This is a genomic window from Caballeronia arationis (assembly GCF_001544975.2).
Taxonomy (GTDB): Bacteria; Pseudomonadota; Gammaproteobacteria; order Burkholderiales; family Burkholderiaceae; genus Caballeronia; species Caballeronia arationis.
On the sequence record NZ_FCOG02000132.1, the window covers coordinates 1 to 15,302 of the forward strand.

Consider the following 15,302-nt stretch of genomic DNA (forward strand, 5'->3'; position numbering starts at 1 on the left):
CCATGGCCCGAATGCTCACGTCCTGCAGTCGTAGGCTTGCGATGGCGAGGCGTTCTTCAGGTTGAAGGTGCTGGTATGAAGTAGTTTTGTCGGGCATTGCAACACCTTATACGAAATAAGTGTTGCACCTCACTTTTGAGGCCGCCGGGCTAAATCCCTCCGGGAGCTTGACCAGTTGGTGATAGACCGATCACCGGAATCGAAGAGGAGATCAAAAGTGATTAAGCAACACGTAGGCAATTTGCGAGGAGATGTAAAACGTCGGAAAGATTGGCGAAGTCGCAACCCTGAAGTGCGCCCGACCCTCTCTAAGGCGATCCTTACCCAGGAATCTTTGGAAATCTATCTGAGCTAGGCTAACGTCAACTACGCGGATTCATGCGGACTAACCTAGGCAAGGTAACCCTGGTTCGGGCGAACTTTCACCGAGTGAGGGCAAGCAACTCTGACTGGCCAACATCACTAGCGCTTACCGCCACGAGGTTCGCATGATTGGACGCTCGCTTCCCTTTCTCCGTGCACTTGCGCTTATTCAGAAGTTCGCCCGCTGCGACGCGTCAACGTTGATCGAGGGCGAAACAGGCACAGGCAAAGAACTGGCGGCCCGTGCTACACACTATCAGGGCCATCGCCAAGCGGCACCTTTCCTACCTGTCAATTGTGGCGCGCTGCCTGATCATTTGCTCGAGAACGAACTCTTTGGCCACAAGCGCGGCGCTTACACGGACGCACGGGATGACGCGCCGGGCCTGCTATGGCTCGCGAATGGAGGCACAATTTTTCTAGATGAAATTGATGCACTCTCTCCCAAAGCGCAGGTGATGCTACTGCGGGTCCTGCAAGACCAGCGCTATCGGCCGCTCGGCTCCAAAGAAGAAGTGATAGTCGACGTGCGCATCATCGCGGCCTCGAACCGCAACTTACAGTCGCTAGTGGACTGCGGTCAGTTCCGTGCAGACCTCCTGTTTCGCATCAACGTGCTGCACTTGGCGTTGCCGCCACTGAGGGAGCGTTTTGGAGATCCGCAATTGATTGCACATGATTTCGTGGGTCGTTTGGCCGAACGCTACGGGCGCCCGGTGCCTCGCATTGAGCCTTACACCTTGGACTGGTTCAATTGCTACCCTTGGCCCGGCAATGTACGCGAACTTGAAAACCTGCTACACCGCGAGCTTCTGCTTTCCGACGGCGTGACACTGTGCTTTGATGCACCGGCGCACCCTAGGTCTGCCGCACCTCTGGTAGCTGAGCCGCCGCATCCCCCTGTGCATACTTTCGCGTCGCCACCGAACAGCCAGATCACAACCTTCGCGCCATACACTCAAGCAAAGCAGGTTGCGCTTAAAGAGTTCAGCGAGAGCTACTTGCACGGCTTAATGTCGTGCACACGTGGCAACGTGAGCGAGGCTGCGCGCAGCGCTGGCCAAGAACGCCGAGCCTTCAGCCGATTGCTCAAGCGCTACGGTATTTCCCCTCAAAGCTTTCGCTGAGCAATCGGTAGCGGTGAGGCGACGCAACCTCACCTACTGCGACCGTTTTACCCTGGAAAGTAGGGTTTTTCAGACCCGGGGCACCAGCGTTGATCATGCAACTTCTCGTGAAAAATCAATGGCATGCGTTGATTGTAATCTTGGCGCAAAACCTGCTCATACATAGCCCATCACAGTCTTTTGATTTGCGGTGGGAAGGTGGTGGACCAACTCACGGATCCTGTCATTCAAGTGGCTTCCGAGATTGTTCGCTATCTCGAGGAGCACCCGGATGCGTCAGACGTTTCTTCAGGCATTCGCGATTTCTGGCTGGGTGGCTTTCCGATGCCCAAGGGCTCATGGGTGCTTGATGAAGCGCTGGATCGCTTGGTGAGCGCGGGCGTGTTGATGCAAGTGCTCCTGCCAGGAGGCGAGTCGATCTATCGACTGATCAAAAAAACATGAAACAGCATTTCATAGTCAAGATGGCCGAGCGCCACCCCCATGACGACGACATTCCTGACTGGATAACGTTTATCGGCGACAAGTCAGGCGCGCGGCACCGCGCGAGCCCGGACGTGGACCTCGCGCTGCGCGGCTTGGGCTGCAAATACTGGCTCACCAACGAGTATGCGCCCGCAGGCATCGATTGGGACGATACTGAGGCCCGCCACGGTCTGGATCGCACCTACCGCGTGATCCTCCAGGAAAACTACGACCTGCCGCACCACATCAGCGAGTTGCTCAGCCGCCTGCCCTCGGTGGAGGATGCCAGCCCGCTGCAGGTTGTCGAGTCGCGCATCAGCCCGCCCGCAATGGCCGCGACAAACTCGATCAACGACAGTTCGGCCGGCGACCTGATCGGCCTGTCGTATGCGCGGGCGCTGACCCGCGGCTCGCCCGACATCACCATCGCCGTGCTCGACACGGGAGTCGGCCTCGATCACCCCGAGCTCGCTGGAAAGGTGCGCAAGGCCATGGACTTCGTTAACCTAAAAGGCCTCGACACTAGCGTATTCATTGGCGATTTCCTGGGCTACGACAGGGACCCCGCGGACGAGGTGGGTCACGGCACCCACGTCTCGGGCATCCTTGCAGCGCGCGGCCTCGCTATGGACGAAGGCATCGCTCCCGACTGCAGCCTGATGGCCGTGCGCGTGCTCGCCGCGATGAAGAGCGGCGACAGCCACGTAGTGGGCGCAGGCATTGTCGACAACATCAACGCCGGCATCAAGTGGGCCGTGGACAACGGCGCCGACATTATCAACATGAGCCTCGGTATCAAGCACATCGGCGGCGGGCTGCCCCACGAGGACGTGATCCGCTACGCCTTGAGCCGCGACGTGACGGTGGTCGCCGCGAGTGGCAACGATGGCAGCGCTGAGCGCTACTACCCCGGCGCGCTGCCTGGGGTGATCGCCGTTGGCGCGGTCGACAACAGCGGCGCGGTTGCGAGTTTCACCTCTTACGGCGCCAACATCTTCGTGGTGGCGCCGGGCCTGAACATCTACAGTTCATTCCTGGATCGAAAATACGCGTTCGCCTCAGGCACGTCGCAGGCCTCGCCCTTCGTAGCCGGCGCGATCGGATTGATGAAGTCGCTCTCGGCGGGCCTAGGCAAGAAGCTGGGCAACGACGACATCCGACGCATCCTGAAGTGTACGTCCGACAGGGTCGACAGTCGCATGCGCAACGAGCATGCCGGGTATGGGCTCTTGAATCTCGCCGATGGCTTCAAGCTCTTGGCTCACCTGCTATAAACGGTCTGGATCGGAGAACGACATGGCTGCTCCACTTAACAATGGTCTTGCCACGGGCATCAGCACCGGCTTCGACTTGCGGCGCATCGTGGGCACGACCCGCGGCAATGTCCCTGCGGTCGATCCCTACATCATCACCGAACTGGATCTCCTCGACGAGCTGCTGGCAAGAAAGGTTTTCGAGCCGGCCTGGAAGCACGGCAACGTAAGCATCTCCACGCCGGGTAAGACCGCGGCCGCCAAGCGCGGCGTGCCCAAGGTGGTGGCCACTGCCACCATGCTGCGCAGCCTGCTCGTGCGGCCGCTGGCGCCGCGCAAGGCGCCTGAAGAGAAGTGGACCGGCGACAGCCTGCCCGGCACCCTGGCTCACATGCCGCCGAACGATGACTATCTGAGCCTGTCGGAACTAGTCGACGCGACAGCCGGGCTCTCAGCGTTGAAATACGCATTCAAGAACGACATCGCCACCAAGCTCTACACGTTGGATTTCGGCGAACGCACAGTGCTCGGCGGCTACCCCGCCGTCACCGACTTCCTCGTCGCCTACGCGTTCCACGTGATGGGCCTCACCGAGGTCGATGCCGCACGCAACTTCATCACCAGCAGCCCGGCGGGCGTGAGCAAAGTGGTGAAGTATCTGGCAGTGAGCGGCGCACGCGCGTATCTTGAGACGGCTAGGCTCGAGGTGCCCGGCCTGGACAACGACAACGGTCCAGTGATCCAAAGCCTCGCCGATGCCGCGCTCTCGCTGGAGGCGGGCTCGTTCGCGCCAAGCGTGGCGGCCGTCGTGCAAGCGCCGGTCTTCAACCGCGCAGAATCGAAACTGATCAAGCACGCCGAAGACAGCGGCCTCGGCCCGATCCTGCCCGAGATGAAGCCGATCCTGATCCGCTACATTCAGGCTTCGAACGCCGCCCGAATCCCGATCACCAACGCCAACATCGTCTATTACGCGTCGGGCTGGATCCAGCAAATCTCGCGTTCGCTTCAGATCGGCGAGCCGGAGTCGACCTCCACCGACCCGACCGACTCCGACTTCGACATCACGCCTTTCGACGACGACCGCTCGCAGATACAGATCAGTCGTTCGGCGGTCAAGTGCGCTTCGCAACTGTTCTACGGCATGGTGCTGGGTGAGGAGCTCCAAGTGTTCGACGCGATGAACTTCTTCACGCACAAGTACCTAGTACGGGGCTCGCTCACAATCGAGGACAGCCGTCTGCGCGACGACCTGCAGTCCTACGTCTTCTCCAACCGCTTCACCGACCCACGCGGCAACCGCGTGCTGGACCGCACGCGCCCGGCCGAACGCGCGATGTTCTACCGCCAGGTCTTCAACTATGGCACGTCCCAGACCGGTGACGACATGGTGCAGAACCAAGAGTTCCCGCGGCTGTGGAAGGTGCTGATGCTCGAGTCGGCCAAGTTCCTCGAACGCGCGCAGATCAGCCCTAACCCTGACAACTACGTCTCGCGCCAGAACGTGCTGCAGTCGGTGGAGGACCTCCAATACAACCTGTCGACAAATTGCACTGGCATGTCCAACGTGATCGCCCCGCTCATCAACGCCGAACTGGAGTTCGTGATCAAGCGCATTTTCATGCACCCCGAGGTGCTGCGCCAGGTGGTGCCATCTGGCGGGACCTGGTGGCGCGTGGTCGAGACGCTGATACTGGCGATGACTGGCGGACGTCCCAAGGCCACCGTCATCTACAACAAGGCCAAAGGCGGCAACGACATCATTCGCGCCATCGCCGACTACGACCCGACGGTCTTCGCGCAAGACCAGAAGTTCGCCGAGTTCATCGGCAATGTCGAGCGTTTCATCACCACGCAAAGCATCCTGCAGGACGCGCTCACCGACGACCTGGTGCGCTCGGGCGCCAGCGGCGACGCCGCGTCACAGACGCCGGCATCGACCGCGCCGCAAGCCACCCCGGAGGCGGCGTCGGCCGCCACCGACCCGGAATGGAATTTCTGAAGTCCCCTACCGTCTGAGCGGAGCGACGTATGAATAATCAAGTGACAGTCCTGCCCAACGAGCAGCCGTACCTCGATCAGGCACGTACCTCGGCGCGCGCAGTGCTGGCGCAGAGCAACATGTTCAAGTCGATGTCGTTGTCGGAGCAGCAGGAGATATACAGCACGCTCGTCGAGGACGAGAAGCGCAAGGCTATGAAGCGCGCCGGCGTGCTGGCCAAATCGATGGCCACCGACTCCGGCAAGGAGATGGGCTACAAAGGCTACGACCCGTCGTTCGGCCAGGACACCAAGGCCTTCACCGAGCTCGTGGATTCGGTGGACTTCCCGCAGTTCGTCGGCGATCTTTTGAAGGCAGTGTTTAACGCCAACCTGCGGGTGATGAAGGAGCAGACCGACAGCTACATCAAGCTGATGAAGGAGGCCACAAAGTCGACGGCCGACTTCGTCAAGAACGTGAAGGACGACGAGTCGTTCCTGAAGCTCGCCGAGGCAAAGCAGGAGCAGTATAGCGTGACCTCGGAGCGCCAGGCCGACGGCAGCAACAAGATCGTGCTGGCAACTCCCGACGGCGACAAGGTCGACCCGGAGGACGCCGCGGTCAAGAAGGACATCCTCGAGGCCAAGGTACTGATGGCCAAGGAGCACCGGGCCGCGCTGCGCGAGGTGCTGCTGATGGGCGTGACGCGCCTGGTGGTCGAGAAGGGCGAGATCGAGGCGAGCGTCGACTTCAGCGTCAAAGCCGGGCGCGAGAGCAAGGCCCACCACGACGACCAGAACATCAACGTGACGTCACTTAACACCGAGTACGACGGAGGCGGCATCGGCGCGATCTTCGGCGGACCGAGCGGGAGCCTGTCGTCGACCAACACTAACATTCAGGTCAACACCTCCGACAAGAAGGCGACCGACGACCTGTCCGCGACGCTGCACGGCAAGGTCAACATCAAGTTCAAGACCGACTACTTCAAGCTCGACAACTTCGCCAACATGTACGGCGACGGCGGCGTCGCCGCGCTCAAGCCGCCGGCCACCGGGAGCGCACCCGCCGCGCCGGCGCGATGACCGTGACGCACCATGGCGCTGGCGATCCTCGAGTTGCAGGCAATGGATGCCGGGTCGGCGCGGTTTCGCATCGACACGGGCAGCAACCGCTACTACCAGCTGAAGGTGGGCCGCGGCGTCACGCAGCGGCTTGAGATGGAATGGGTCGACGACGTCTACCGGACGCTGCCGCTCGCCAGCAATCCGGCCGCCGGCAACCTGATCGACTCGCACACGCAGGCGGCGATCCCGCTGTCGGCCATCGACAAAGGAAAAGCGTATGTGCAGCTCTTCACGTTCAAGTCGGCCGACGGCAGGTCGCCGAGCTTCTCCGACGTGCTGGCGATCGGCGACTCGGTGCGACTGCCCGATCCGCCGGCTAACTTCGCGCTGCCCCAATCGCTGACGCCCGCCATGACCCGCATGCAGACCCTGCCCCGCGTCGTCCCCTGTCGCACGGGCCGACAAGCGCTGGCGCAACAGAACTCGCTCGACGGCCTGCTGGGCGACATCGCCAAGGCCGCCGTGCCGGTGGTGGCCGGGCTGCTCAAAGGCGGCGGTACGTCGACGCCCTCTCCCACTGCGACGCCCGGTGCGGCCCCGGCCGCGGCGAGCGTGTCGCCGGCGTCGGCCGCCGGTTCGGACCGCGACCTGATCGGCTTCCTGAGCTCGCTCCTGACCCAGTTGATTGCCGGCGCCGGCGGTTTGAGCCAGTCGCAGTCGACCCGGCGCCGCATCGACGGCGACAACCGCTTCTCGGCCGCGCAGAGCGCGGAGCTGTCGCACGCTTTGGTCGCGCCGGCGCTGCTGGCCTTCATCGGGCCGCTACTCGATGGCATCGTGAAGGTGCTGCCCGGTGTGATCGGCCCGATCGCGCAGAACACGCCACAGTTCCTCGGCCAGCTCAATCAGCACCTGCCAATGCTGATCAACTCGATCAACCAGAAAGAGATGCAATCCAAGGCCGCGGACAATAAGTTCGCAACCGATACGCTGGCCCAGGTCAGCCAGCGCATGATCGCGCAGGACTTTCTGCACGCGCAGCAGTTGGCCCCAGGCGGCACGCCGATCGACCCGGCCGCCTTGCTACAACTGCTGCAAATGCTGCAACAGGCGTCACCCCCGGCGGCGCCGACACCCGATCCTTCGGCCGCGTCCACAGCACCCGCCCTACCGCCTCCCGTGGCCGTTGCCAAGAGCCTGGTGCTGCCGCAAGGCGACGCGCCCAGCCCGAGCCGGCGCGCCGTTCTCACGTTCAGCGACGGGCCCACCCAACTATGGAACGGCAGCCAGCGCGTGCTGTACGCGCGCGACCGCAGCGTGCAACTGAAGCTGCGCCTCATGGTGGCGCCGCCCGTGCCGAGCGGGCCCTTGCCCAAGGCCATCCTCAAGATCGCCATCAAGGAACGCGCGGACAAGAGTGTGCTGGTGGAGAAGATGCTCAAGCTCAAGGACATCGCCGCCAACAGCGAGATCGCCGTGCCGCTGGCGGTCGACGAAGTGGCCCGGCTCGCGACGAATCGGCCGGTCACCGCGTATGCCGAGTTGCGCTGGCTCAACGGCGCCTCCGGCGGCCAGTCCGCGGCCGTCGGCAGCACCGAGTTTATCGTCGTCGCCGCCTGCTTCGTGAAGCAGCAACGGGCGGCCGTGTCGCCCGAACGCGAGCCGCGCGATATGAACGTCTACCGCAGCTTCTGGAACAAGCTGTGGGAGTCGCCTGTGATCGACGAGGCCGGCAGCCGGCGTGCGCGGCCCTCGCAGGTATTGTGGGAGCTGGACGTCAACGCCAAGTACTCGGTGCTGCTGTCGGCCGATCACGACGCCAACGGCGTAATGGAGTCGCGCCTGCTGCTGGAAAAGGACGATCCCGAGGACATCAGCGCGCGCACCCAAGGCCGCTTGAAAGGCGGTATGGAGCTGTCCATCGCGGCGCTGACCCAGTTACTTCCGCTGTGGGACGGCGCCGCGCCGTTGGCCCCCGAGCAGATCGAGGCGCTGCGCGCGCAGCCGGTGGCAGACGCAAACGCGTCGGAGTTGATCTACCGGCTCAGACTCGGCGGCAAGGCCGGTCAGCGCGGCATCGTGTGGGTGCTGCCGGTGTTTCGCCTGTTCGAGTTCGCCCTCGGCCGCGTGCGCGATACCGACGACAGCGGCCGCGTGACCGGCGTGACCGACGAGACTGTCCGCTACCCGCTGCCGGTCGCGGCGCGGCTCGTCGGCATCAAGTCGGAACACTAGGAGCCACGTCATGCGAACGCGAAGCTACTCGATGGGAGCCGAAGACGACGGCAACGCCGACCTGGGCTCCGGCCGGTCCGACGTCAGCCAAGAGGGGGACTTCGTGTTCGATGGCTTCAAGCTGACGTTCTCGGAGAAAGTGACGCTCACGCCGGTCGCACCGATGGCGCCGGCGGCGCCGCTCACGCAAGCCCAGTCAAGCAGGTGGCACTGATGGACGCCTCCTTCATACCGCTGCGCCAGATCCTCGACCAAATGCTGGCCCACATGGGCGAAGAACTGGTCGACGACGATGCCGGTGTGCGTTCGCACATCTACGAATGCACGATCGAATCGCCCATCGAACTCGACGTGCCGCGCGACGCCGACGGCGTGCTGCACCTGGGCGCTACGCCGCCGCTTTACTATGTCGACACCACGTTCCGCCCGTCGTTTCACCGCATCACCTTTACCGCATTCGTGGAGTAGCCCATGGACGGCCAGAACGCTTCGTGGCACCTCGAGGACTTCGTCGATTCGCTGGTCGTCGAACTCGACAAGGCGCGCGAGACGCTGGCCGTGAAGGCGATCAACAAGCCGCTTAGCTATACGGTCAAGGACTTGTCGCTCGATCTCAACATCTTCCCCTCGTACGACGGCGATAAGGTCACGTTCCTGACGGCACAGCCCGGCCAGACGGGCGCCTCCAAAGTGATGATCCAGCTCGGCTCGATCACCGACCAGCAGGTGCGCGCGACGTCGAAGCCGCCGCCGGCAAGGTCCGACATAAACATCGACGACATCCCGGTCGACGACGCCACACGCAAGCAGTTGCGAAAGATCGGCGTGAGCTCGGTCGGCGACCTGCAGCAGATCGAGCAGAAGAACGTCGACCTGAAGAAGGTGTCCAACAGCAGCATCGACTACTCGGCGCTCGCCAACCAGATTCAGAAGGCCCGGCGTAACCAGAACCCGCCGCAGATCAGCGGCATCAGCATGTCGATGGACGATGCGAGCGGGCCTTGCCTGCTGATCAAGGGCCGTCACCTCTCCGTCGACCCTACGTTCGAGCCGGTGGCGGTGATCAACCAGAACCTGGCCGAGGTGATGTCGCGCAGCGACACCGAGATGAAGGTACGCATCGACAGGACGCACGCCTTCGGCCGACGCAACGACCTGATCCTGACCTTCGACCCGTTCGCCTTCGTGCGAGTGAACGTGAAAGCCTAGGTGCCCCATGAAATCGCAAGACACCGCATCATTCGACGCCGTCATCGGCAACTACTACGGCCGCGGGCCGGCGCCGCAGAGCATGGCGCAACGCACCCAGGCCCTGCTGGCGCGCTACTATGGCAAGCCGCTGGCGACCGCAAACGCGACACCGCCCGCGCGCAAGACTCCGACGGTGGCGGTCTCGATGAGCGCGGACAACGGCGAGCTGATGCGCCAGCGACCGGACGTGGCGCGCGAGGCCGAGTATGTAGTCGCCGCCTCGCTCAGCCGGATGCTGGACGAGTACGTAATGGACGCTAGGCCACCGGCATACTCCCCGGGGGATCCGACCGTTCAGCTTCGTTGCGCTGCACCCGAAGCGCCGTGCGAAGGTGACGCACGCACCGAGTACACGGTCGATCTGGCGCCGCCCGCCGCGCCGCAGCCCGGCCCGCTTGTCGCGGCGCCCGGCCTCGCGCCATCCACCCAGCCGCCTGCGCGCGAGCAGGTGAGCGAGGCCAAGTCGGCCGACGACGCCTTCATTGAGGACATGAAGGCCATCCTCAGCGGCCAGATGGTCTACGACCCACGCTCGAAGGCCACCGTACGCCCGAACCAGCTGGACGCGTTGCCAGACGACGGCCGGAGCTTACCTGGCCAGGGAAGTGGTGCCCCCGGCAGCCCGGCGGCCCCGGCCGTCCCCTCGGGCGGCGACGCCATCTTCGAGCGTATCGCGCGGAGCATGCAGTACGCCAACGCCTACGACCTGGGCACCATCGAACTGGAGAACCGCTTCGCCGACTTCGATCGCGTGGAGGAACTCAAGCGCAAGGCCGCAGCCGACAAGAAGCCCCGGCAGGCCGCGCCGCCGAAAGCTGAGGGCGCGACCTCCAGCGTCGGTAGCGCCGAGTTCCTGCAGGACATGGACGCTATACACTCAATGCAGGCGAGCGTGGCGCAAGCATGTCCGTCTGGCTCCCCGCAGGCCGTCAGCCGTCAGTTCTACGACACCGGCGAGCACGTGTTGTTCGGTGGCAGCTTCTACCCTGAGCAACTGCGCGTCGGAGCCAATCCTGGCCTAGCGTTCTCGTACGGCCAGATCATCGCGATGGCCGACCTGTTCGAATCGGTCGACCAGATGATGGCCATCGACGTGGGCCAGTTGGGGCGCATCAAGGCCCTGATCGAGCGCGGCACCGCCTACTATGCCGGCAACAAGGCAGACCCGAAGAAGGACGTGTCCGACGACGAATGGGACAGCGTTACGGGCGGGCGCTACCTCGCGCTGGCTGAGCTGAACTTCGAGCACTTCTCGCCGAACTTCCTGTTCCGCGACGCCATCTTCGCCGGCGCGGCTAACCGCCACGGCAACAATAAGTCGGCCTGGGAGGCGCACCACCTGCGCGCTATCCACGAGGCCCAGGCCATCGGCGGGGCGCCCGCCGGCAACAGCTCGCCGATGCTTCCGCTGGAGGGCCCGCTGATCACCAACGCCTTCGGCGATCACTTCTTGACCGACGCCTTCGCCGCCGGGCACCTGATCAACAAGGACGCGGTCACCGAGTACTGGAAGACGCTGTTCTTCGACGGCAGCTCGCTCAACGCCGCGGCCAAGGGCTTCTTCGGGCGGCTGGCCGACAAGGCCTTCACGCTGGGCCAGGTGAAAGCGCGCTTCAGCAAGTTGGAAACCGTGGACCGGCACTACGGCCTCCATCGCGACATCGACTCCGCCAGCCGCTTCGCCAGCGTGCTCGAAGGAATTGCCGAGCAGGAGCCCGATCGCATCGCCAACATGGTGATGAAGGCGATCCACGACCGCCTGAACGCCGACGGCGTGGAGGTCTTCAACGACGCCGGAGACGGCAGTTGGGTGCTGACCGGCGACGGCAAGCTGAACGCCAAGAACCGCCAGATCATCCAGCGCGCCGTGGAGCAGTCGATCGCCAACATCACCGACCCGGCGATCCTGGTGAGCAACCTCGACGAAGGGGCCTTCCTCGCCAAGGTCTGGAAGCACGTGCCGCAGCTCACACCCGCGTCGCAACAGAAGGTGCAGGCCATCGTGCGCGAATACGTCAAGCCCGACTCCACCGTGCTGGTGGACGCCGCGGCCAGCATCATCGAAGGCAAGCTCGACATCCTGATCCGCGAGTTGATCAAGGCCGGCGCATTGCGCGTGGCCTGAGAACACGAAAGGCCCACCATGGACAACCGCTTCCAACCCCGCGCGTGGCGCGACCCGGCGCAAGCGAACCGCTTCGGCACCGCTGCCGTCTCGGGCGTGCTCGCGCGTTCCCCGGCGAGCGCACGCCAGGGCGCCCGCACCGCGTTCGAGATGTCGGCGTGGTCGCAGCCAATGTCGGCCAGCAACCGCACGCTGGTGATCCTGATCGAGAACGGCGGCGTCGACCTCGGCATCCCTGCCCTGGTCGAAAAGCTGTCCAGCTCCATGCCCGGCGGCGAGAACATCCCCGACGGCTACAAGAAGAAGCTAGTCGACTACCTACACCAGAAGATCATCGGCCTCACCGACAGCTTGATCGAGACCGCGGAACTCTCGCTCAATCGCTACACGGCGGCCAGGCCCGACTACTTCGGCAGCGTCGTGGTGCTACGCAACGGCACGGCCTCGTACGACGAAATGAAGAAGCAGTTGATCTCGCTCAGCCGTGAAGGCCGAATTATCGACCTGCTGATCCTGACGCACGGCGGCGACGACTCGATCTCAGTGACCGGCGGCATCAGCGGGCGGCGCATCCGCGACATGCGCACAGATTTCGGCAAGGCGCTGTCGATCCGTAGCGTCTACATGATGAATTGCGTGGGCTCCAGCCTCAACCAGGCGTGGTTGGACGCCGGCGCCAAGACGTCGTCGGGAGCGATCCGCAACAACTACTTGCCCGAGCCGACCACCTACTTCTTTTGGCAGGCGTGGAAGGCCGGACAGCCGTTCGACTCGGCGGTGTCATCGGCCTACCAGAAGACCATCGCGCTGATGAATGACGTAGTACGCGACTTCATCTCAGCGCTGCCGACGCCGTTGAACCAGTTGGCCTCGCTGGTCAACTTCGCCGACATGGATTTCGTCAAGGACAGCGCCCCAGTGATCCAGGGCGAGACCGGCGTCACCATCGCCAGCGACGACCTCGTGTTTTCGCAAAGCCTCGCGCCCGGCCGGTCGCTGGCGATGACGGTGCTGCCGGTGGGCCTGCTGCGCTCGATCGCCGCGGCGCAGTCCGTCCCCGCGCCCACGCGCCCGGCATGCAAGGTCTCGCCGCAGGGGATCGCGTTCATCAAGGGCCACACGCCGTTCCAAGCGACCCCCTACGACAACGTCGGCCACTGCACCATCGGCTACGGCACAGCGCTGCACCACGGCGCCTGCGACGGCCGCGCCGAGGAGCAGCGCTACGCCAGGGGCATCGCCGAGGACGCGGCGATGCAGATGTTGGTGGCGCGGGTCAGCCACATTGAGGACATGCTCAACGACACGGTACGCGTGGCCCTCGGCCAGAATCAGGCCGATGCGCTGGCCAGCTTCGTGTTCAGCCTGGGGCATAAGCGCTTTCGCGAGTCGACGCTGCTGCGCCAGCTCAACGAAGGCAACTACGCCGCCGTGCCGGTGGAGCTGCGCAAGTGGACCAAGGCGCGGCACGACGGAGCGCTCGTCGACGTGCCCGAACTGGTCCAACTCCGCAACGCCGAGGCCGAGTTGTTCGCGCGGCCCGACATCGGCGCCGCTCAGTCGATGACGACCGCGGGTGGGCCCGCTGCGCCGCCGCTACGCGCATGCCAGCAGCAGTGACATTCCCCTCGACCCGGGCAGCGGCGGCCGCTCGATCGGGCCGAGCGCGCTGAAGAACGCGGACTTGATCGTGACCACTCGCAACGGTCCGGTATCCGGCGCAATCCGCGCGGCAACCGGCGCCCCGGTGAGCCACGCCATCCTATACATCGGCAACGACCAGGTGGTCGAGGCGATCGGCAACGGAGTGACGCTGCGCTCGCTCGATGAGGCGCTGGCCGGGACCACCGTGGCCGTGGCCTTCCGCGACCCCGCGCTGACGCCCGAGCAGGCGCTGCGGGTGCGCGACTACGCGGGCCAGCAGCTCGACAAGCCGTTCAACTACATGGGCCTCGTCCGCCAGGGCAGCTTCCAGCTCGATCGTGCGGCATTCTGTTCGGGCAGGTCGGGCGCCGACTACGACCAGTGCGTGAACTGGGTCGGCAACGTCAACCTCGGGCGCGGCAGCGACGACAGCTTCTTCTGCTCGCAGCTGGTGGTGGCAGCATTCAACAGCGCCGGCGACCCTCTCACCGCCACCCCGCCGCACTGGACCAGTCCGAGTGACCTGGCCGACCTCGGTATGGCACGTCGGCTGGGCTATGTTGGACATCTGAAGGCGCCTCCGCTGGACGCGCGGTCGCAGTCGCTGTCGCCCGTGTTCGCGCAGTCGCTGAGCCTGGTGGCACCGGTTCAGCCCAACCGCACGTTGATCATGCAGTCGCTGGCCACGCCGTTCGGCTTCGCGGCCACCGAGTGGGAGCCACTGATCAGCTTCCGCCCGCCGACCGCCATCCAGACGGCCGTCAACGGCAAGGGCATCCACTGGCACGTCCACCGCATCGAGGATGCATACGGCGACATCAACCTGGACTACTACCCCATCTCGATCTCGGCCATGCCGGTGCTAAACGGGCGCACCTTGAGTGCCGACGAGCTACTATCCTACATGCGCCTCAACATCAACAGCTTTGTTGACACGCGCATGGCCGAGTTCTCCCCTTACGACGACAGCGAAGCTGCGGTGTGGAAGAGCAGTTCGCCACTAGGTTCGGTGGTGCACATCGACATGAAGGCCTTCGGCGGTTGGGTCAATCCCGACGATGGCTCGGTGGTGATCGCCGAGCATACGGCTGATCACTGGATCTTCTCCACCATCTGGACCGTAATGGATACGGCTCACCCGGTGAGCGGCAACCGCCAGTTCGGCTACACAGCCGCCGAAGGCGGTGGCTTTGTGTTCTACACACGCGGCGCCGACCGCACGACCGGCGTGCTCGACTTGGCGGCCATGAGCATTGTGTACTCCAGCGCCCACAATCTGTGGCTGAGTTTTCAGAGCTGCGTGGAGACCTTCGTGAACGCGAACGGTGGCTCGGCCACAACCGGCAGCGCCACCAGCATCCGCACGCCTTGGCCGGAGGTTCAAGCCGGCAGCCACCACCCGAGCGTGGGCTGGGTTTGAACTCGGCAGCCACCAATTCCTTCTTCAGTGCGCCACGCGCCTGTATATAGAGGCTCCGATAGATCGTCTCGTGTGACACCAGATAGTCTCTGTTGACCGCGTACGCGTGCTTGAGCCAACCGGCAATCTGCTGAGGCGACCACTATAACTGTAGCTTGCTTGCGACGACCTGCGCGAGCGTCCGATTCATGACGAGCTTGCATTCCTTTGGGCGCCGAGATCACTCCCACGCAAGCCGGTCCGCCTGACTCGTCTGGTAGCCCTGATTGCGGCTTCGTTGCAAATTTCAGGGGGCGGTTTCAAGCCGAAGTGCAACAGGGGGGTTAATGTTTAGCGTTTTGAGGTTGGGTTGCTGAGGCGAGCGTGGCGGC

Annotated in this window: 12 protein-coding genes and 1 pseudogene; 12 read left to right on the plus strand and 1 reads right to left on the minus strand. The window is 63.9% G+C overall.

What is annotated here, in order from left to right; genetic code table 11:
* Window positions 1–488: 488 nt before the first annotated feature.
* From AWB81_RS34880 to AWB81_RS34935, 12 genes are all read left to right on the plus strand, one after another.
* On the plus strand, window positions 489–1,490 hold the full coding sequence (locus AWB81_RS34880; protein WP_062642151.1) for a sigma 54-interacting transcriptional regulator: 1,002 nt from the start codon (window positions 489–491) through the stop codon (window positions 1,488–1,490).
* Between the two features lie 201 nt (window positions 1,491–1,691).
* Entirely contained in the window at window positions 1,692–1,934 is a 243-nt protein-coding gene (locus tag AWB81_RS34885) for a hypothetical protein (protein ID WP_062642154.1), read from the plus strand.
* Entirely contained in the window at window positions 1,931–3,229 is a 1,299-nt protein-coding gene (locus tag AWB81_RS34890; RefSeq protein ID WP_062642157.1) for a S8 family peptidase, read from the plus strand. The genes AWB81_RS34885 and AWB81_RS34890 overlap by 4 nt, the downstream gene beginning before the upstream one ends.
* A 76-nt stretch (window positions 3,230–3,305) precedes the next feature.
* Window positions 3,306–5,210, plus strand: a complete 1,905-nt coding sequence (locus tag AWB81_RS34895; protein ID WP_144444257.1) for a hypothetical protein — start codon at window positions 3,306–3,308, stop codon at window positions 5,208–5,210.
* A 101-nt stretch (window positions 5,211–5,311) separates the two neighbouring features.
* Entirely contained in the window at window positions 5,312–6,274 is a 963-nt protein-coding gene (locus tag AWB81_RS34900; protein ID WP_144444258.1) for a hypothetical protein, read from the plus strand.
* A gap of 12 nt (window positions 6,275–6,286) precedes the next feature.
* Window positions 6,287–8,491 carry a hypothetical protein gene (locus AWB81_RS34905; RefSeq protein ID WP_062642163.1) on the plus strand — a complete coding sequence of 735 codons (2,205 nt, stop codon included), beginning with the start codon at window positions 6,287–6,289 and terminating at the stop codon, window positions 8,489–8,491.
* Window positions 8,492–8,501: 10 nt separating this feature from the next.
* Window positions 8,502–8,705, plus strand: a complete 204-nt coding sequence (locus AWB81_RS34910; protein WP_062642165.1) for a hypothetical protein — start codon at window positions 8,502–8,504, stop codon at window positions 8,703–8,705.
* Window positions 8,705–8,959 carry a hypothetical protein gene (locus AWB81_RS34915; protein WP_062642167.1) on the plus strand — a complete coding sequence of 85 codons (255 nt, stop codon included), beginning with the start codon at window positions 8,705–8,707 and terminating at the stop codon, window positions 8,957–8,959. The genes AWB81_RS34910 and AWB81_RS34915 overlap by 1 nt, the downstream gene beginning before the upstream one ends.
* Before the next feature lie 3 nt (window positions 8,960–8,962).
* Entirely contained in the window at window positions 8,963–9,700 is a 738-nt protein-coding gene (locus AWB81_RS34920) for a hypothetical protein (RefSeq protein WP_062642170.1), read from the plus strand.
* A gap of 7 nt (window positions 9,701–9,707) precedes the next feature.
* Complete coding sequence (locus AWB81_RS34925; protein WP_062642172.1) at window positions 9,708–11,867, plus strand: hypothetical protein; 2,160 nt, start codon at window positions 9,708–9,710, stop codon at window positions 11,865–11,867.
* An 18-nt stretch (window positions 11,868–11,885) separates the two neighbouring features.
* Window positions 11,886–13,487, plus strand: a complete 1,602-nt coding sequence (locus AWB81_RS34930) for a lysozyme (RefSeq protein ID WP_062642174.1) — start codon at window positions 11,886–11,888, stop codon at window positions 13,485–13,487.
* Complete coding sequence (locus tag AWB81_RS34935) at window positions 13,444–14,931, plus strand: C40 family peptidase (RefSeq protein WP_062642176.1); 1,488 nt, start codon at window positions 13,444–13,446, stop codon at window positions 14,929–14,931. Before AWB81_RS34930 ends, AWB81_RS34935 begins: the two co-directional genes overlap by 44 nt.
* A 10-nt stretch (window positions 14,932–14,941) precedes the next feature.
* Here AWB81_RS34935 and AWB81_RS49185 read toward each other — a convergent pair.
* A pseudogene (locus AWB81_RS49185) lies at window positions 14,942–15,196 on the minus strand (IS30 family transposase); the annotation flags it as partial.
* Window positions 15,197–15,302: the final 106 nt, after the last annotated feature.